The organism is Limimaricola litoreus, assembly GCF_024159025.1.
GTDB classification, from domain to species: Bacteria; Pseudomonadota; Alphaproteobacteria; order Rhodobacterales; family Rhodobacteraceae; genus Limimaricola; species Limimaricola litoreus.
Window position 1 is genome coordinate 1 of record NZ_JAMYXC010000136.1, and the last position, 17,061, is coordinate 17,061.

A 17,061-nucleotide genomic window follows, 5' to 3' on the forward strand; every position below is an offset into this window, starting at 1 on the left:
GGCACCTCGCGGCGCTGCGGCTCCGCCTCGGGGTCGCGCGTCCTGCGCGGGCGGGCGGCGGCCTTGTGCATGGTATAGGCGGCGCGGCCGATCGTGGCTTTTTCGTGGCGGCCATGGGCCTGCACCGGCGGCACGCGACCGAGAATGCGCATCATTTCATGGTGATCGATGAGATGGGCTTTGTCGCCGAAGGCCCGGGCGCCTGACTGCTGCATCGAAAAGCCTCCGAAATGACATATTTGCCATGGTGTAGCAGGGCTTAACGCATTGCGACACAATTAGATGCGTATTGTTGCCCATAAAACGCCATATTCCCGACGCGCCCTGCCATTGTTGGGCGAAACTGCCGGTTTTCGCGCCATTGGCCTCGGTGTCGGCGCCCCGTCTTCGCCCCATTTGCGCCACAAATGCAAAACGCCGCCCCGAAGGGCGGCGTTTTCTCGAATCGCGGTGGCCGGGGCGATCAGAAGCCGAGACCGGCGTACTTGTTCTTGAACTTCGACACGCGGCCGCCGGCGTCCATGAGACGCGAGGAGCCACCGGTCCAGGCCGGGTGCACCGAGGGGTCGATGTCGAGCGACAGCTGGTCGCCTTCCTTGCCCCAGGTGGACTTCATCTTGACGATGGTGCCGTCGGTCATCTTGACGTCGATGACGTGGTAGTCGGGATGGATATCCGCTTTCATGTCGGCGCTCCTCAGGCCTTGGCCGCGGCCGTGTCGGCCTTGGGCTTGTAGTTGCTGACTTCGGCGATACGGGCCGACTTGCCGCGACGCGAACGCAGGTAGTAGAGCTTCGCGCGGCGCACGCGGCCACGACGCACCACCTCGATCGAATCGATGTTGGTCGCATAGAGCGGGAAGACGCGCTCGACGCCTTCGCCGAACGAGATCTTGCGCACGGTGAACGAACCGGCGATGCCCGAGCCGTTCTTGCGGCTGATGCAGACGCCTTCGTACATCTGGACGCGGGTGCGGGTGCCCTCGGTCACCTTGTAGCCGACGCGCACGGTGTCACCGGCCTTGAAATCGGGGATGGTCTTCCCCAGCGAAGCGATCTGCTCCGCTTCGAGCTGTGCGATCAGGTCCATGCCTGTCACTCCTTGATTGCTCGCGGTTATCTCCGCGACGTTGCTCGCAACCTCAGAGCTCTCGGTCTTCGTCCGGGTCCGCACCGCGATCTTCGCAATACGCCCGCCAGAGATCAGGTCGCCGTTCTTTCGTCAGCCTCTCGGCCATGGTCCGGCGCCAGTCGGTGATCTTCGCGTGATGGCCCGAGAGAAGAATCTCGGGGATCGCACGACCCCTCCAGAGCGCGGGCTTGGTGTATTGCGGGTGTTCGAGGAGACCGTGGGAGAAGGATTCCTCCTCCGTGGACGCCTGATTCCCCAGCACGCGCGGTATAAGTCGGACGGTGGCGTCGATCAAGGCCTGCGCCGCGATCTCCCCGCCCGTCAAGACGAAATCTCCCAAGGAGACCTCCAGCACCTCGTGCTCCTCGAGCACCCGCTCGTCCACGCCCTCGAACCTGCCGCACAGCAGGATCACGCCGTCCGCCCGGCTCAGCTCGCGCGCCAGAGCCTGATCGAAGCGGCGGCCGCGGGGCGACAGGTAGATCACCGGCGTCACGCCCTTGGCGCGCGCCTTTGCGTCCTCGATGGCGCGGCCGACGATGTCGGGGCGCAGCACCATGCCCGCGCCGCCGCCCGCGGGGGTGTCGTCGACATTGCGATGCCTGCCTTCGCCGTAAGGGCGCAGATCCATGGGCTGGAGCTGCCACAGCCCGTCCTTGAGCGCCTTTCCCGTCAGGCTCTCGCCCAGCACGCCGGGAAAAGCCTGCGGAAACAGGGTGATGACCTGTGCCGTCCAGGCGCCCGCGAGATCGGGCGTGTCGGTCATCAGCTCGCGCGGCTGCGCGGAGGGGCGGGCACTAAGGCGCCCGGCGGCGCGGGAGGGGGGCATGTCGCTCATGGCTTCGGGCCATAGCGGATCGCGGGCCGCCGGGAAAGGTCCGGCGGCCCGGGGGCGCGGGTCAGGCCGCGAGGCCGATGATCCCGAACAGCACCAGCAGGAACAGCACCAGCGCGATGATGGCGAGCCACTTGGCCCCGGTGAGGGCGGCGCCGGAGATCCGGCCCATGCCCAGAAGACCGGCGACGGCGGCAATGGCAAGGAGGATGAGAATCCATTCGATCATGAACATGCCTTTCGGTCTGCGCCCGGAAAAACTCCGGCGCTTCAGCCAGTCAACACGAACAAGTGGGGCGGGTTCCGGGCGCGATCAGCCCGCGAAGAGCCCCTCGGGCGGATCGGCCACGATGCGCCCCGCAGCGAGATCGACGGTCGGCACCGCCGCCAGGGTGAAGGGCAAGAGCACCGTCTCGCTGCCACCGGGCGGCGCGATTTCGAGCAGGTCGCCTGCGCCGTGGTTGAGCACGGCCCGCACCGTGCCCAGGAGCGCGCCGCCGGTATCATGCACCGCAAGCCCGATCAGGTCGGCGTGGTAATATTCGTCGTCGGGCAGGGCGGGCAGCCGGTCGCGCGGGGCGAAGAGGTCGGTGCCCTTGAGCGCATCGGCCTCCTCCTTGGTGGTGATGCCGTCGATGCGGGCGGTATAGGCGCCCGAGCCCTGGCCGGTCAGCACGATCTGCCGGAACTCGCAGCCCTCGGCGGTCACCAGCGGCGCGTAATCGACGATGGTTTCGGGCTCGGCGCAAAAGCTCTTGAGCCGCACCTCGCCGCGCACCCCGAAGGCGCCCGCCAGCCGCCCCACGCAGATCATGTCGCTCATATCACGTCCTCCAAGCCTGTCGCCGCGTTGGAACAACAGCCCGCGCCCGAAGGCAAGCCTCAGCGCGTCTCGACCGGCAGGTGGCCGCGCCGGACCTCCCAGCCCTCGGCCTCGAGCTCGGGCACGCGGTCGAGCGTCTGCGCGTGGCCGACGCAGAGATAGCCCACCAGCGCCCAGCCGGGCGGTACGTCCAGGTCGCGGGCGAGCCGTACGGGGTCGAGGATCGAGACCCAGCCGGTGCCGAGCCCCTCGGCCCGGGCGGTGAGCCAGAACTGGGTGATCGCGGCGACGACCGAGTAGCGGCGCATCTCGGGCATGGTCGCGGCCCCGAGGCCGTGGCCCTTGGGTGTCGTCTCGTCGCACCAGACGGCGAGCTGCACCGGCGCGTCGCGCATGCCCGACAGCTTCAGCCGGGCGTAGAGCGTGGCGCGGCTGCGCGACTGGTCGGCCAATGCGGCGGCGTTGGCCTCTTCGAAATTGGCCAGCGCTGCGGCGCGGGCCTGTGCGCTCTCGACCCGGATCACCCGCCACGGTTCGGACAGCCCCACCGAGGGGGCGGTCAGAAACGAATCGAGGCAGCGCGTCAGCGCTGCCTCGTCCACGGGCTCGGTGAGAAAGCGGCGCACGTCGCGGCGCCGGTCCATCAGCCGGGCCAGCTCGGCCCGGAACTCCGGTGCGAAGGCGCCGGGGCGTTCCGGGCCGGGCTGCATCACTCGGCCGCGTCTTCGGCCGGGGCGGCGTCGCGCGCGGCCTTCTTCTCGGCGCGGTCCTTGGCGGCCTTGCCCGGCTCACCCTTCTTGGGGTTGGAGCGGTTTTTCTTCTCGGTCACGCCGGCGGCTTCGAGCATGCGCGCGACGCGGTCGGTCGGCTGGGCGCCCTTCGACAGCCAGTCCTTGACGCGCTCGACGTCCATCTTCACGCGCTCTTCGCTGTCCTTGGCAAGGAGCGGGTTGTAGGTGCCGAGCTTCTCGAGGAAGCGGCCGTCGCGCGGCATGCGGCTGTCGGTGGCGACGATCGAATAGTGGGGGCGCTTCTTGGAACCGCCGCGGGCGAGCCGGATCTTCATGGCCATGGGAGTGTCTCCTTGGGTATGGTCGGTGACGGGAAAGGCCCCGTCAGGATTGGTGTTTCTCGTGGTGCTTGATGACTTCCTGGATGATGAAAGCCAGGAACTTCTTGGCGAATTCGGGGTCGAGATCGGCCTCGTTCGCAAGATCGGTGAGCCGGGCGATCTGCGCTTCTTCGCGGATCGGATCGGCGGGGGGAAGGTCGTGGACGGCCTTCAGCCGGCCAACGGCCTGGGTGTGCTTGAACCGCTCGCCCAGCGTGTAGACGAGGATCGCGTCGAGCCGGTCGATGCTCTCGCGGTGCTCCTTGAGCAGCTGTGCGGCGCGGGCGGCTTCGGTCATGCGCGCGCTCCCGTCAGGTCGTGGCGCCAGATCTCGACGGCGGGGCCGTCGGGGTCGGCGCAAAATTCGCGGCCGGTGTTCTCGGCCCCCAGCCGCCGCGCGACCGACTGGCTCGCGGCATTGGCGGGGTCGATCATCGAGGCCAGCTCGCGCATGCCGAGGCGGTCGCGCGCGAAATCGAGCACAGCGCGCCCGGCCTCGGTCGCATAGCCCTTGCCCTCGGCCCCCTCATAGAGGTGATAGGCCAGCTCGGGCATCGGCCAGGGCTCGGGGCCCCAGATCCCGACGAGGCCCACGGGCATGCCGCTGTCGCGCTCGATCGCGGCCCACATCCCAAAGCCCAGGATCTGCCAGTGGCCCAGGTGCAGCGCGATCACGCGCCAGGTCTTGTGCCGCGGCGCCGGGCCGCCGACGAAGGACGAGCGCTCGGAGGCGAGGAACTCGCGCTCCGCCGGCAGGTGCGACAGCGACGGCGGCACGAGGTGCAGCCGATCGGTGGAGAGCGAGGGGATCATTTCTTCCTCCCGAAGCCCGACAGCCCCGGCGGCAGGCCGGCGCCGCCGCCCATGCCCGGAAGCTTGCCCATGCCGCCGGGCAGCTGCTTGCCCAGCATCTTGGCGGCCTTTTCCATCGCGGCGGGGTCGTTGGCATCGGGCATCTCGCCGCCCTTGCCCAACATGCCCTTCATGGCCTGCTTGAGCATGCCGCCCTTGCCCATCTTCTTCATCATGTCGGCCATCTGGCGCTGCTGCTTGAGAAGCTTGTTGAGCTCCGACACTTCGAGCCCCGCGCCCTTGGCGATGCGCTTCTTGCGGCTGGCCTGCAGAAGATCGGGGTTGGCGCGCTCGCGCTTGGTCATGGAGTTGATCAGCGCGATCTGGCGCTTCAACATGCGGTCGTCGAAGCCCGCCGAGCTGGCCTGCTTGGCCATCTTGCCCATGCCGGGCAGCATGCCCATCAGGCTCTCCATGCCGCCCATCTTGAGCATCTGCTCGAGCTGCATCTTCAGATCGTTCATGTTGAAGCGGCCCTTCTGGAACCGCTTCAACATTTTTTCGGCCTGCTCGGCCTCGATGGTCTGCTGCGCCTTCTCGACGAGGGCCACGATGTCGCCCATGCCGAGGATGCGGCCCGCGATGCGTTCGGCCTCGAAGGTCTCGATCGCGTCCATCTTCTCGCCGAGGCCGACGAAGCGGATCGGCTTGCCGGTGACCTTGCGCATCGACAGCGCCGCACCGCCGCGCCCGTCGCCGTCCATCCGCGTCAGCACCACGCCGGAGACGCCGATCTTGTCGTCGAACTCGGTGGCGACGTTGACGGCGTCCTGGCCGGTCAGGCCGTCCACCACCAAGAGCGTCTCGCGCGGGGTGACGGCATCGCGCACCGCCGCTGCTTGCGCGATCAGCTCCTGATCGATGTGCAGGCGACCCGCCGTATCCAGCATGTAGACGTCGTAGCCGCCCAAGGACGCCTGCGTCTTGGCACGCTTGGCGATGGCGACGGGGTCCTCGCCCTTGACGATGGGCAGGGTGTCGACGCCGATCTGGCGGCCGAGAATCTCCAGCTGCTCCATCGCGGCGGGGCGGTTGACGTCGAGCGAGGCCATCAGCACGCGCTTGCCGTCGCGCTCGGTGAGGCGCTTGGCGAGCTTGGCGGTGGTGGTGGTCTTGCCCGAGCCCTGCAGGCCGACCATCAGGATCGGCGCGGGCGGGCTGTCGATCTTGAGCTTGCCCGGATCGCTGTCGCCGGTCAGCACCGAGACCAGCTCGTCATGCACGATCTTGACGACCTGCTGGCCGGGCGTGATCGACTTGGTCACCGCCTGGCCGGTTGCCTTCTCCTGCACGGCCTTGACGAAGTCGCGCGCCACGGACAGCGAGACGTCCGCCTCCAGCAGCGCCACGCGCACCTCGCGCAACGCGGTACGCACGTCCTCATCGGAGAGGGCGCCTTGCTTGGTGAGCCTGTCGAAGACGCCGGAGAGGCGGTCTGAGAGCGATTCGAACATGGCGGTCCTTTCCGACCGTTGCGTCAGTCCCGGCACACAATGCGGAACGGCGCCCGTGGGCGCAACGCGCTGACGGACGGCGATCCCCGATATGGGCCGGGGACCGGAAAGCCAAAGCTTCCGGGTTTGGGGGCCGCAGTTACGTCGGATCGCCCGCCGGGTCAAGAGCGGCGTCGAGCGCCGGGACGAAAGCGCGGGGCGGCTTGGAGACGGCGGCGATGCGCCCTAGAAGGAGGAGCCACGCCCGAGGAGAGCCGCATGGACAACTGGGATGAAATTCGCACCGCCTTTCACGTCGCCCGCATGGGCACGGTGTCGGGGGCGGCCGATGTGCTGGGGGTGCATCATGCGACGGTGATCCGCCATGTCGACGCGCTCGAGGCGCGGCTCGGGGTGAAGCTGTTCCAGCGCCACCCGCGCGGCTACACCTCGACCGAGGCGGGGCGCGACCTGCTGCAGGTGGCGCAGGCCACCGACGATCAGTTCGCGCAGCTGGTCAGCCGCCTGCGCGGGCAGGGCGACGGGGTCGAGGGCGAACTGGCGGTGACCACGCTCGACACACTGGCCGATCTGGTCATGCCTCTCCTGATCGATTTCCAGGCCGAGTATCCGGCGGTCATCGTGCGGCTGCTGACCGGCACGCGGCTGTTCCGGCTCGAATACGGCGAGGCGCATGTGGCGATCCGCGCAGGCGCGGCGCCCGACCAGCCCGACAACGTGGTGCAGCCCCTCATGCAGATGCAGGTCGTGCTCGTCGGCGCGCGCAGCTACATCGCCCGCCACGGCCTGCCCGGCGGGGTCGAGGATCTGCCGCAGCACCGCTTCGTCTGCTCGGACGACATGGAGAGCCGCGCGCCCTTCTACCGCTGGCTGCGGGAGACCGTCCCCGCCGAGCGCATCGCCTTTCGGGCCTACGGCGAACGTAACCAGCGCGACGCGGTGCTGGCGGGCGCAGGTCTGGGCTTCGTGCCGCTGCACGAGGCGCAGGCGCGCGAGGATCTGACCATCGTGCACGGGCCGCTGCCGGAGTGGGAGGTGCCGATCTGGGTGGTGACGCATGTGGACCTGCACCGCACGCCCAAGGTGCAGGCCTTTCTCAAGGCGCTGAAGGAGCGTGCGAAAAGCTGGAGCTAGGGCGAGGAACGAAATCGTGAGCGCGGCGTTGGCCCGACAGATTCATACTTTTGACCCCAGAGGGACAGTCATGCGCAACATCATCTACATCATCGGTCTCGTCGTCGTCGTCATCGCGGTCCTGTCGCTGATCGGCCTCGTCTGATCCTCAGCCCTCCGGCGCCGACTCCGACCCTTCGGGGGCGGTGCCGGGGGCGCCCAGTTCCAGCGCGAGAAAGCGCTCGAAGGCATCGAGATCGATGCCTTCCATCTGCCCGAAGCCCTGCATCCAGACCGAAGCCTCGCGCAGCCCCTCCGGCTCAAGCTGGCACCATGTCACCCGTCCGCGCCTGTCGCGATTGATGAGCCCGGCCTCGGCCAGAACCCCCAGATGCTTGGAGATCGCCGCGAGCGACATCTCGAACGGCTCGGCCACATCCGTGACGGCCATGTCGTCCTCGAGCAGCAGCGCGAGGATCGCGCGGCGTGTCGGGTCGGCAAGGGCGGAGAATACCAGATCCAGTGAAGCGGCCATGAGGCGACCTGACCCCGGTGCGGGGCGAACGTCAACCGCGCGGTTGAATGTCCCCCGAGCCCCGCCCATGGCCCCAAGCCACGCACCTGCCACGCCTCGTCCAGAAAATGCGCAATGAAAACAGCGCCGAAGCCGCCGGTTCTCCGGGGATTTCCGGCGCTTGACCAATCCGGCCCCGCGCTATAGCACCTCCTCGACCGATGAGGGGGCCGAACCGGAGTGTCCAACAGCCACGACGAAGACGATCACGCCGCGCGGATGCGCGCGCTGGAAGAGCGTCTCGCCAGGCACAGGGACAAGCCGGAGGAAACCGCCCATCAGGAGAACCATTACAGCCAGGCGCAGGTCGCCTGGCGGATGGTGATCGAGCTTGTGGCCGGTCTTGGGATCGGCTTCGGGATCGGGTACGGCCTGGACACCCTCTTCGGGACCATGCCGATCTTCCTGATCCCGTTCATATTTCTGGGCCTCGCGGCGGGCGTGAAGACGATGCTGCGCACGGCCCGGGAGCTGCAGGTAAAACAGCAGGCCGATCAGGCCGGCGACGACGAGGGCTGAGAGAATGGCGACAGAGACGGTTGCGGTGGTCGACGGGCATGTGGAAGAGGCCGGCGGTCTGGTGTTCCATCCCTTCGACCAGTTCGAGATCAAGCCGCTCTTCGGCGAGATCGGCGATCCGGTGTCGTGGTACACCATCTCCAACGCCACCTTCTGGATGGCGCTCGCCGCGCTTTGCGTCGTGCTGCTGCTGGTCATCGGCACCCGCGGCCGCGCCGTGATCCCGACCCGCGTGCAGTCGGCGGCCGAGCTGGTCTACGGTTTCGTCTACAAGATGGTCGAGGACGTCACCGGCAAGGAAGGCCTCAAGTACTTCCCCTGGATCATGACGCTGTTCCTGTTCATCCTGTTCTCGAACTACCTTGGCCTGCTGCCGCTGGCCTTCACGCCCACCTCGCACATCGCCGTCACCGCCGTTCTGGCGCTGGGCGTGTTCATCTCGGTCACGGTGATCGGTTTCATGAAGAACGGCATGGCCTTCCTTGGCCTGTTCTGGATGAAGGAAGCGCCGCTGTTCCTGCGCCCCGTCATCGCGATCATCGAGGTGATCTCGTACTTCGTGCGCCCCGTCAGCCACTCCATCCGTCTTGCCGGCAACCTCGTCGCCGGTCACGCGATGATCAAGGTGTTCGCGGGCTTTGCCGCCATCGCCGCCATCTCGCCGCTCTCGGTCGTGGCGATCACCGCGATCTACGGGCTCGAAGTGCTCGTGGCCGGCATCCAGGCCTACGTGTTCACCATCCTCACCTGCATCTACCTCAAGGACGCGCTGCACCCGTCGCACTGAGACGGGGCGCGATCCTCGCGGTCGGTTCACCCTTCACCAAACACGCAATTCCAAATCAGGAGATACCCCCATGGAAGGCGATATCGCACTCTTCGGTCAGTTCATCGGCGCCGGCCTCGCGGCCATCGGTTCGGGCCTTTCGGCCATCGGCGTGGGCTCGGTCGCGGCCAACTACCTCTCGGGCGCGCTGCGCAACCCCTCGGCTGCCGCCTCGCAGACCGCCACGCTGTTCATCGGCCTGGCCTTCGCCGAAGCGCTCGGGATCTTCTCGTTCCTCGTCGCCCTGCTGCTGATGTTCGCGGTCTGATCCAGACCACGATCTCCTGACCGGCGGCGCGGGGCACGAACCCCCGCGCCGCCATTTCCTTAGGGCTCGATGGAGGACGCCGTGGCGACCGAAATTATTACCGCCGACGAAGTGGTGGTGCACGGAGCCGAAGCCGCTGGGCCGGGCATGCCCCAGCTCGACGTCTCCAGCTTCCCGAACCAGATCTTCTGGCTCCTGGTCACGCTCGGCGTGATCTATTTCGTCCTGTCCCGCTTTGCCCTGCCGCGCATCGGCGCGGTGCTGGCCGAGCGCGCGGGCACGATCACCAATGACATCGCCGCCGCCGAGGAGCTGCGGCACCGGGCACGCGAAGCCGAGACCGCCTATGACAAGGCCCTCGCCGATGCGCGCACGGAGGCGAACCGGATCGTCGCCGAGACCAAGGCGCAGATCCAGGCCGACCTCGACGTCGAGATGGAAAAGGCCGACGCGCAGATCGCCGCGAAGACCGCCGAGAGCCAGAAGGCGATCGACGAGATCCGCGACAATGCGGCGCGCAACGTGAGCGAGGTCGCCCGCGACGTCGCGCGCGAGATCGTGAGCGCCTTCGGCGCCGATGCCGACGCCAAGAAGGTCGACGCCGCGGTCGATGCCAAGCTGGGAGAGCGCGCATGAAACTCGTTCTCGCGACACTCGCCCTGAGCATGGCCGCCGCCCCGGCGATGGCTGCGACGGGGCCGTTCTTCTCGCTCGGCAACACCGACTTCGTGGTGCTGCTGGCCTTCCTGCTCTTCGTCGGCGTGCTGCTCTACTTCCGCGTTCCGCGCGAGGTGGGCAAGATGCTCGACAAGCGGGCCGACGGCATCCGTGCCGAGCTCGACGAGGCCCGCGGGCTGCGCGAAGAGGCGCAGTCGCTGCTGGCCTCCTACGAGCGCAAGCAAAAGGATGTGCAGACGCAGGCCGACCGCATCGTCTCGAACGCCCGTGACGAGGCCAACCGCTCGGCCGAGCAGGCCAAGATCGACATCGAGAAGTCGATCCAGCGCCGTCTGACCGCCGCCGAGGAGCAGATCCAGTCGGCGCAGGACAAGGCCGTCCGCGACGTCCGCGACCAGGCCGTCACCGTGGCCGTGGCCGCCGCGCGCCAGGTCATCACCGAGCAGATGACCGCCCAGCGCGCCGACAAAATGATCGACGAGTCGATCCAGACGGTAGGCGCAAAGCTGCACTGACGGATCGAGGCTTCGAAACAGAAGGCCCGGGCGCGAAGGCGTCCGGGCTTTTTTCGTCTGTCGGGGTCACGAAGTCTCAGCGCAGCGTGGTCCCGGGCGGTGCATCCTCCGGTGCCGTGGCATCGAGAAAGGCCAGCACATCGGCCCATCGGGTCTCATCCCCGGTCGCGTGCTCCGGCGCTTGGGCCATTTCGCTCATGGCCTTCCCGGCGTCGGGAACGGGGCTCATCCCGGTGCTCGCGGTGACGTCGTGGCTGCGTCCGCCGCAGCCGGGTCCGGCGAGGGCGGTGGACGCGGACGCCAGCGCGGCGATGGCCGCGATGGTGGGAAACAGCAGTCTCATGGCATATCCTCCTGTGAGGACATCCTAGCACGAAGTTGCCCTAGCGTCGCGTTTCCCGGCTCAGCCGCCGCTGCGCGATTTCCTCGTGGCGGTCGGCCTGTCGCTGATCGCTCAGCGCGCCCTGCACGTAATCGAGATGCGCGGCCACGGCGGCGCGGGCGGCGACCGGGTCGCGGGCTTGCAGCGCCTCGTTGATGGCGCGGTGCTGTTCGAGCACCGAGGCGCGGGTCGTGCGCTGCCGGAACATGACCTGCCGGTTGTAGAACACGCCCTCGCGCAGCAGCTCGTAGATCGAGCGCATCATGTGCAGCATGACGACGTTGTGGCTCGCCTCGACGATGGCGAGGTGGAACTCGGCATCGAGCCCGGCCTCGCTCTCGGCATTGGCGGAGGGGCGCGACTGCGCCGTCTCCATCCGCCTGAAGACCGCGTCGATCACGGCAAGATCGCTGTCGGAGCCGAGCCGGGCCGCGCGTTCGGCGGCCAGCCCCTCGATGTCGCGGCGAAAGGCCACCATGTCCGAGACGGCCTCCTCATGGCTGCCGAACAGGCGCACGAGAGCGGGGGAGAAAGCCGAGCCGATCACTTCGGAGATGTAGACCCCGGCGCCGGCGCGGGTTTCCACGAGGCCGCGGGTCTGAAGCTCGGCCAGCGCCTCACGCAGCGAGGGGCGCGAGACGCCGAGCCGCTCGGCCAGTTCACGCTCGGGCGGCAGCCGGTCGCCGGGGCGCAGCACGCCGCGCAGCACCAGCTCCTCGATCTGGCGCACCACGCCATGCGAAAGCTTCTCGGGCTGGATCGGCTTGAACGGCATCGGCGCACTCCACGTCTGGTAAACTTGTATGACCGGAAAGGGCTTTGCTCAATACGAAAGAAAAAGGCCGCCCCGAAGGGCGGCCCGACGCAGGCATGACGCGGTGATCAGCCGTTGGGGGTGATGATGATCTCGACCCGGCGGTTCTGGCGACGGCCCTCGGGGCTCAGGTTGGAGGCGACGGGCGCATCCTCGCCGCGGCCGATGGCGCGCACGCGGCTCGGCGCCACGCCGGAGGAGGTCAGCACCGAGGCGACGGCCTGGGCGCGGCGCTCGGAGAGCTGCTGGTTGTAGGCGGCGGCCCCGGTGTTGTCGGCATGGCCCACGACGTTGACGGTGGTGTTGGGGTAGTTGTTGAGCGAGCCCGCGATGGCGCGCAGGTCGGTCTGCAGCGAGCCGGTCAGCTGGGCGCTGTCGGTGGCGAAGAGGATGTCCTGCGGCAGGGTCACGACCAGCTCTTCGCCGGTGTTGACGATGCCGACGTTGGCGCCGAGCTGGTTGCGCAGTTCGGCTTCCTGACGGTCGAGCATGGCGCCGGTGCCGGCACCCGCAGCCCCACCGACGGCCGCGCCGATCGCGGCATTGCGCAGTCGGTCGTCCTTGTCATCCGCGGTGAGCGCGCCCACGGCGGCACCGAGTCCAGCCCCCACCAGCGCGCCGCGCCGGGTGTTGGCATTGGGGTCGGGGTTGTTCGGGGTCACCGGCTGGCAGGCGGCCACGCCGAGGGCGGAGACGGTGACGAGCGCGAGGGGAAGCTTGGTGATCATGTGTCTTTCCAGTTCTTGCGTAACGCGCGGAAGCGGGGCCCCGCGCCTGTCCCTGAATGATTGAGGCCGCGAGCGGCTGCTATGCAATAACGTCGGTTTGATAGCCGGGTTCCGGGTTGAGATGGAACCGGATGCGCTGTGGCATGAATGCCTCAGCTCTCGCCGCGCGCCGCCTCGAAGGCCAGCATCGCCCGCTTGACCGGCAGGCCCCAGTGATAGCCACCCAGCTCGCCCGACTTGCGCAAGGCGCGGTGGCAGGGGATCAGCCAGGAGATCGGATTGCGGCCCACCGCCGTGGCGGCGGCGCGCACCGCGCGCAGCGCGCCGATCCGCGCGGCGATGTCGGAATAGGTCGTCACATGCCCTGTCGGCACCTCCAGAAGCGCCTGCCAGACCTTGATCGCGAAGGGCGCGCCAATGAGCTGCAGCCGCGCTTCGCCGCGCCCCGAGAAGGCCGCCTCGACCCAAGGGGCGAGCGCGCCCGGATCCTCGACGAAACGCGCGGCGGGCCAGCGGGCGCGCAGATCACGCTGGGTGGCCTCCATCCCGGTTTCGGCGGCAAAGCCCAGCCCGCACAGCCCGCGCTCCGTGCCCATGGCCACGACCGGGCCAAAGGGGCTGTCGAAGCGGCCTTCCCGGATCTCGAGCCCCGCACCGCCCGCGCCGTAATCACCGGGACTCATCGCCTCCCAGCGCAGGAACAGGTCGTGCAGACGCCCGGTCCCCGACAGGCCAACCTCCTGCGCCGTCTCCAGCGTGGTGCGCCGCTCGCGCAAAAGCGCCTTGGCGTGGCCGAGGGCGAGGTATTGCTGGTAACGCTTGGGCGAGACGCCGACCCAGGCGGAGAAGACGCGCTGGAAATGCGCGGGCGACATTTCCATCCGCGCCGCGAGATCCTCGAGCGCGAGCGGGGCGGGGGCGGCATCGATGGCATCGATGGCGCGGCGCATGACGCCGTAATGATATGCGTGGCTCTGATCCATGGGACGACATTAGGCGGCCCCGGTCGCCCATGCGACCCGGAAGCTGCGCATCCTGCCAAACGGCAGGGCGGCATTGGCCGGTCGCCCTGCGTATTTGGAGAAAGATGAACCATGGACGCGCCGCCCCTTGGTTCATTTTCCCATAAATACGCATGGCGACCGGCCGGCCTCCCGCGCGCCGCCGGGCTTGTGAGGCGGGGCGGGGGCGGGCATAGAGGCCCGATGACCCGACAGCTCGACTACCACGCCATCGACGCGATCTTTGCCCGCCTGCACGAGGCCGAACCGGAGCCCAAGGGCGAGCTCGACCACGTCAACGCCTATACGCTGCTCGTCGCCGTGGCGCTTTCGGCGCAGGCCACGGATGCCGGCGTCAACAAGGCGACCAAGCGCCTGTTCGAGATCGCCGACACGCCCGAAAAGATGCTGGAGCTGGGCGAGGAGGGTCTGATCGAGCACATCAGGACGATCGGGCTTTACCGCAACAAGGCCAGGAACGTCATCCGCATGAGCGAGATCCTCGTGGAGCGCTTCGGCGGCGAGGTGCCCTCCTCGCGCGCGGCGCTGGTCTCGCTTCCCGGCGTGGGGCGCAAGACGGCGAATGTCGTGCTCAACATGTGGTGGAAGCATCCCGCGCAGGCGGTGGACACGCATATCTTCCGCGTCTGCAATCGCACCGGCATCGCGCCGGGAAAGGATGTCGATGCGGTCGAGCGCGGCATCGAGGACCACATCCCCGCGCGCTGGCAGGGCCATGCGCATCACTGGCTGATCCTGCACGGGCGCTACATCTGCGTCGCGCGCAAGCCCAAATGCCCGACCTGCCCGATCCGCGAATATTGTCTCTTCGAGGAGAAGACCGCATGAGCACCCTTCGCATCCTCGGCATCGGCAATGCCATCGTCGACGTCTTCGCCGAGGCCGATGACAGCTTTCTTGACCTGATGGGGATCGAGAAGGGCATCATGCAGCTGGTCGAGCGCGAGCGCGGCGAGATGCTCTATGGTGCCATGGAAAAGCGGCGGCAGGCGCCCGGCGGCTCGGTCGCCAACACGCTGGCGGGGCTTGGCGCGCTGGGGCTCGAGACCTCCTTCATCGGCCGCGTACGCGACGATGCGCTGGGCCGCTTTTATGCCACGAGCATGGAGGCGGGCGGCACGCGCTTTGCCAATGCCCCGGTCGAGGGCGGCGAGCTTCCGACCTCGCGCTCTATGATCTTCGTCAGCCCGGACGGCGAGCGGTCAATGAACACTTATCTCGGCATCTCTGCCGAGCTTGGTCCCGACGACGTCTCCGACGCCGTGGCGGGGCAGGCGGGGCTGCTGTTTCTCGAGGGCTATCTCTACGACAAGCCCAAGGGCAAGCAGGCCTTCGAGCGCGCCACCGCGCTGACCCATGCGGGCGGCGGCATCGCGGGGATCGCGCTGTCGGACCCGTTCTGCGCCGACCGGCACCGCGCCGATTTCCAGCGGCTGGTGCGCGAGCTCGATTTCGTCATCGGCAACGAGCACGAATGGGAAAGCCTCTACCAGTGCCGCCTCGACGAGGCGCTGACGCGCGCCGCCGCCGACTGCCGCCTCGTGGTCTGCACCCGTTCGGGCGCCGACGTGGTGCTGATCCGGGGCGAGGAACGAGTGGTGGTGCCGGTGAAGAAGGTGACGCCGGTCGATGCCACCGGCGCGGGCGATCTCTTCGCCGCGGGGTTCCTCTACGGCATCGCCACGGAGCGCGACCTGGAGACGGCGGGGCGCATGGGCTGCGTCGCCGCCGCCGAGGTGATCTCGCATTTCGGGGCGCGGCCCGAGGCCGATCTCAAGGCGCTCTTTGCGCAGGCCGGGCTGCTCTAGTCCTTGGCGTCCTCGGCCGGCTCGATCCGGCCCCTGCGCTGCATCCACTGCGCCACCAGCAGGCACAGTACCGCCCAGCCCGCCCCTGCGGTCCAGCCGGCGATCACGTCGGTGGGCCAATGCACCCCGAGATAGACGCGGCTGGCGCCGACGAGGCCCGTGAGGATGATCGCGCAGGTCATGATGTAGACCTTGATCACCCGCCGCGGCTCCAACCGCGACAGCATCACCGCCAGCGTCAGGTAGGTCACGGCCGAGAGCATGGTGTGCCCGGAGGGGAAGCTCGCGGTATAGACATAGGAGCCATGCGGCACGAGATCGGGGCGGGCGCGCTCGAACAGCATTTTGGCGCCACGGCTGATCAGCGTGCCGCTGCCGATCGCGACCAGCAGGAACACCATGGTGCGCGTGTGGCGCGACAGCGCGAGGTAGCCCGCCACCCCCGCCGTCAGCAGCACCAGCCAGGCCACGCCGCCAAGCGCCGTCATGTCGCGTGCCATCTCCTCGACCCAGTGCGAGCCGATCGGATCGCTCAGGTCGCCCGGGGTCCTGAGCGCCAGCAGGATCGCCTCGTCGAAGGCCATGGTGTCGCCCTCGACCACCTCGCCCGCGAGCAGGGCGAAGCCCAGCACCGCCAGCGAGACGAGAAACAGCAGGACCATCCACAGTTCGGGACGGCGGCGCAGGCGGGCGGGGATGTCTTTGGTCTCAGGCATGTCGGCTCCTCAACCAAGCGATGCGGCGCGGGTTCCGAAGGCGCGTCAGTTGCCGAGCTTGGCGTGGACCGCGTCGAGATCGATCCCGCGCAGGGGGGCGCGGCGCGAGGGGTCGTCGATGTCATAGCCGAACAGCTCGAAATCGCGGCCATAGATTTCGCGCATGAGGTGCATCGACAGATCGTCGAAGAAATCCTCGACCGGGTGCGCACGCTTGGGCCCGTGGCCCTCGCTTTCGTTGAAGCGCGGCATCGCGGCGAGATCGACCGGGTGGCGCAGCGGCGCACGCGCCAGCACCGCGCTCATGCCGGCGTCGAAATTTTCGGTGTCGAAGATCATGTCGTAGCGGCCGCCCCCGCGGATCAGCGTCGAGACATGGCCCGACATGGCCGCCCAGTGGATGTCGGGGTCCATCGGCTTGCGAAACCGGATCGTGTCGCGGGCAAAGAGCAGGAAGCGGCGGAAGCTGCGGATCTGGTCGAATTCGAAACCGCTCTCGGGATCGCCCACCTCGATCCCGTATTTCTGCACCAGCATGGGCACGAGATTGCCGCGGTAGCGGCGGCCGTTGCGCTGGATGCCGCAGATCTTGTCGAAGAAGGAGGACAGGATGCGGCCGTAGGGATTGCGCACGCAGGTGAAGACGAGGCTCTTTCGCGCGGTCACGTTGTCGGTGATCGGCCCCTGGCTGCGCTCCTGCGCCCATTTGTGCAGCCCCTCCTGCGCATCATGGATGTCGCCGTCGAAGAAGCGGCCATGGTCGGAGCGATACATGATCTGGCCGATGGTCGAGCAGGCGCATTTGGGCACCACCCGGTACACCATGCTTTCGCTTTCGGTCATCCAGGTGCCCGGAAATCCCATTCGCCGTCCCATCCGCTGCCGCGCTTGG

Annotated in this window: 26 protein-coding genes; 9 read left to right on the forward strand and 17 right to left on the reverse strand. The window is 68.0% G+C overall.

Going from position 1 to position 17,061, the window contains the following annotated elements:
- Positions 1–463: 463 nt before the first annotated feature.
- From rpmE to ffh, 10 genes are all read right to left on the reverse strand, one after another.
- On the reverse strand, positions 464–685 hold the full coding sequence (gene rpmE, locus NHG85_RS09325) for a 50S ribosomal protein L31 (RefSeq protein ID WP_253331730.1): 222 nt from the start codon (positions 683–685) through the stop codon (positions 464–466).
- An 11-nt stretch (positions 686–696) separates the two neighbouring features.
- Entirely contained in the window at positions 697–1,089 is a 393-nt protein-coding gene (gene rplS / locus NHG85_RS09330; RefSeq protein WP_253331732.1) for a 50S ribosomal protein L19, read from the reverse strand.
- A gap of 52 nt (positions 1,090–1,141) precedes the next feature.
- Positions 1,142–1,969 carry a tRNA (guanosine(37)-N1)-methyltransferase TrmD gene (gene trmD / locus NHG85_RS09335; RefSeq protein ID WP_253331734.1) on the reverse strand — a complete coding sequence of 276 codons (828 nt, stop codon included), beginning with the start codon at positions 1,967–1,969 and terminating at the stop codon, positions 1,142–1,144.
- 61 nt (positions 1,970–2,030) lie between these two features.
- The gene (locus tag NHG85_RS09340) at positions 2,031–2,195 is read right to left on the reverse strand and encodes a DUF1328 family protein (protein ID WP_017929173.1); all 165 of its coding nucleotides are present in this window, start codon (positions 2,193–2,195) and stop codon (positions 2,031–2,033) included.
- An 84-nt stretch (positions 2,196–2,279) separates the two neighbouring features.
- Positions 2,280–2,789: a ribosome maturation factor RimM gene (rimM, locus tag NHG85_RS09345; RefSeq protein WP_253331738.1), complete on the reverse strand. Its 510-nt coding sequence runs from the start codon at positions 2,787–2,789 to the stop codon at positions 2,280–2,282.
- Positions 2,790–2,848: 59 nt separating this feature from the next.
- Positions 2,849–3,499 (reverse strand): 5,6-dimethylbenzimidazole synthase, encoded by a 651-nt coding sequence (gene bluB, locus NHG85_RS09350; RefSeq protein ID WP_253331740.1) that lies wholly within the window; start codon positions 3,497–3,499, stop codon positions 2,849–2,851.
- Positions 3,499–3,861: a 30S ribosomal protein S16 gene (gene rpsP, locus NHG85_RS09355; protein ID WP_253331742.1), complete on the reverse strand. Its 363-nt coding sequence runs from the start codon at positions 3,859–3,861 to the stop codon at positions 3,499–3,501. The genes bluB and rpsP overlap by 1 nt, the downstream gene beginning before the upstream one ends.
- Before the next feature lie 43 nt (positions 3,862–3,904).
- Entirely contained in the window at positions 3,905–4,198 is a 294-nt protein-coding gene (locus NHG85_RS09360; protein WP_253331744.1) for a chorismate mutase, read from the reverse strand.
- Positions 4,195–4,713 (reverse strand): GNAT family N-acetyltransferase, encoded by a 519-nt coding sequence (locus NHG85_RS09365; protein ID WP_253331746.1) that lies wholly within the window; start codon positions 4,711–4,713, stop codon positions 4,195–4,197. Before NHG85_RS09365 ends, NHG85_RS09360 begins: the two co-directional genes overlap by 4 nt.
- Positions 4,710–6,206 carry a signal recognition particle protein gene (ffh, locus tag NHG85_RS09370; RefSeq protein WP_253331748.1) on the reverse strand — a complete coding sequence of 499 codons (1,497 nt, stop codon included), beginning with the start codon at positions 6,204–6,206 and terminating at the stop codon, positions 4,710–4,712. The genes NHG85_RS09365 and ffh overlap by 4 nt, the downstream gene beginning before the upstream one ends.
- A gap of 258 nt (positions 6,207–6,464) precedes the next feature.
- Here ffh and NHG85_RS09375 point away from each other — a divergent pair, with 258 nt between their 5' ends.
- Positions 6,465–7,340, forward strand: coding sequence for a LysR family transcriptional regulator (locus NHG85_RS09375; RefSeq protein WP_253331750.1), 876 nt, complete (start codon positions 6,465–6,467; stop codon positions 7,338–7,340).
- Between the two features lie 16 nt (positions 7,341–7,356).
- On the forward strand, positions 7,357–7,485 hold the full coding sequence (locus tag NHG85_RS19705) for a hypothetical protein (RefSeq protein WP_256500293.1): 129 nt from the start codon (positions 7,357–7,359) through the stop codon (positions 7,483–7,485).
- A gap of 3 nt (positions 7,486–7,488) precedes the next feature.
- Here the strand turns inward: NHG85_RS19705 and NHG85_RS09380 are convergent, their stop codons facing one another.
- The gene (locus tag NHG85_RS09380; RefSeq protein ID WP_253331752.1) at positions 7,489–7,854 is read right to left on the reverse strand and encodes an ArsR/SmtB family transcription factor; all 366 of its coding nucleotides are present in this window, start codon (positions 7,852–7,854) and stop codon (positions 7,489–7,491) included.
- Between the two features lie 258 nt (positions 7,855–8,112).
- Here NHG85_RS09380 and NHG85_RS09385 point away from each other — a divergent pair, with 258 nt between their 5' ends.
- The 5 genes from NHG85_RS09385 (at position 8,113) to NHG85_RS09405 (ending at position 10,699) form a co-directional block, all read left to right on the forward strand.
- Positions 8,113–8,412 carry an AtpZ/AtpI family protein gene (locus tag NHG85_RS09385; RefSeq protein WP_253331754.1) on the forward strand — a complete coding sequence of 100 codons (300 nt, stop codon included), beginning with the start codon at positions 8,113–8,115 and terminating at the stop codon, positions 8,410–8,412.
- Between the two features lie 4 nt (positions 8,413–8,416).
- Positions 8,417–9,199, forward strand: coding sequence for a F0F1 ATP synthase subunit A (locus NHG85_RS09390; protein ID WP_253331756.1), 783 nt, complete (start codon positions 8,417–8,419; stop codon positions 9,197–9,199).
- Positions 9,200–9,269: 70 nt separating this feature from the next.
- Positions 9,270–9,506, forward strand: a complete 237-nt coding sequence (locus NHG85_RS09395; RefSeq protein WP_253331758.1) for a F0F1 ATP synthase subunit C — start codon at positions 9,270–9,272, stop codon at positions 9,504–9,506.
- Between the two features lie 81 nt (positions 9,507–9,587).
- A complete protein-coding gene (locus tag NHG85_RS09400; protein ID WP_253331759.1) occupies positions 9,588–10,142 on the forward strand; it encodes a F0F1 ATP synthase subunit B' in 555 nt (184 codons plus the stop codon).
- Positions 10,139–10,699 (forward strand): F0F1 ATP synthase subunit B, encoded by a 561-nt coding sequence (locus tag NHG85_RS09405; RefSeq protein WP_253331761.1) that lies wholly within the window; start codon positions 10,139–10,141, stop codon positions 10,697–10,699. Before NHG85_RS09400 ends, NHG85_RS09405 begins: the two co-directional genes overlap by 4 nt.
- Positions 10,700–10,775: 76 nt before the next feature.
- Here the strand turns inward: NHG85_RS09405 and NHG85_RS09410 are convergent, their stop codons facing one another.
- The 4 genes from NHG85_RS09410 to NHG85_RS09425 all read right to left on the reverse strand — a co-directional run bounded on the left by NHG85_RS09410 (position 10,776) and on the right by NHG85_RS09425 (position 13,606).
- On the reverse strand, positions 10,776–11,042 hold the full coding sequence (locus tag NHG85_RS09410; protein ID WP_253331763.1) for a hypothetical protein: 267 nt from the start codon (positions 11,040–11,042) through the stop codon (positions 10,776–10,778).
- Positions 11,043–11,082: 40 nt separating this feature from the next.
- Positions 11,083–11,856, reverse strand: coding sequence for a FadR/GntR family transcriptional regulator (locus NHG85_RS09415; RefSeq protein WP_253331765.1), 774 nt, complete (start codon positions 11,854–11,856; stop codon positions 11,083–11,085).
- A 107-nt stretch (positions 11,857–11,963) separates the two neighbouring features.
- Positions 11,964–12,623 (reverse strand): YiaD family glycine zipper/OmpA-like lipoprotein, encoded by a 660-nt coding sequence (locus NHG85_RS09420; RefSeq protein WP_253331767.1) that lies wholly within the window; start codon positions 12,621–12,623, stop codon positions 11,964–11,966.
- 152 nt (positions 12,624–12,775) lie between these two features.
- Positions 12,776–13,606 (reverse strand): methylated-DNA--[protein]-cysteine S-methyltransferase, encoded by an 831-nt coding sequence (locus tag NHG85_RS09425; protein WP_253331769.1) that lies wholly within the window; start codon positions 13,604–13,606, stop codon positions 12,776–12,778.
- A gap of 222 nt (positions 13,607–13,828) precedes the next feature.
- Between NHG85_RS09425 and nth the strand changes: the two genes are divergently transcribed.
- Together nth and NHG85_RS09435 are read left to right on the forward strand one after the other, a co-directional pair.
- The gene (nth, locus tag NHG85_RS09430; protein ID WP_253331771.1) at positions 13,829–14,473 is read left to right on the forward strand and encodes an endonuclease III; all 645 of its coding nucleotides are present in this window, start codon (positions 13,829–13,831) and stop codon (positions 14,471–14,473) included.
- Positions 14,470–15,453 carry an adenosine kinase gene (locus NHG85_RS09435; RefSeq protein ID WP_253331773.1) on the forward strand — a complete coding sequence of 328 codons (984 nt, stop codon included), beginning with the start codon at positions 14,470–14,472 and terminating at the stop codon, positions 15,451–15,453. Before nth ends, NHG85_RS09435 begins: the two co-directional genes overlap by 4 nt.
- Here the strand turns inward: NHG85_RS09435 and NHG85_RS09440 are convergent.
- Entirely contained in the window at positions 15,450–16,169 is a 720-nt protein-coding gene (locus tag NHG85_RS09440) for a phosphatase PAP2 family protein (RefSeq protein ID WP_253331775.1), read from the reverse strand. The genes NHG85_RS09435 and NHG85_RS09440 overlap by 4 nt on opposite strands.
- A 45-nt stretch (positions 16,170–16,214) precedes the next feature.
- A complete protein-coding gene (locus NHG85_RS09445; protein WP_253331777.1) occupies positions 16,215–17,033 on the reverse strand; it encodes a sulfotransferase family protein in 819 nt (272 codons plus the stop codon).
- Positions 17,034–17,061: the final 28 nt, after the last annotated feature.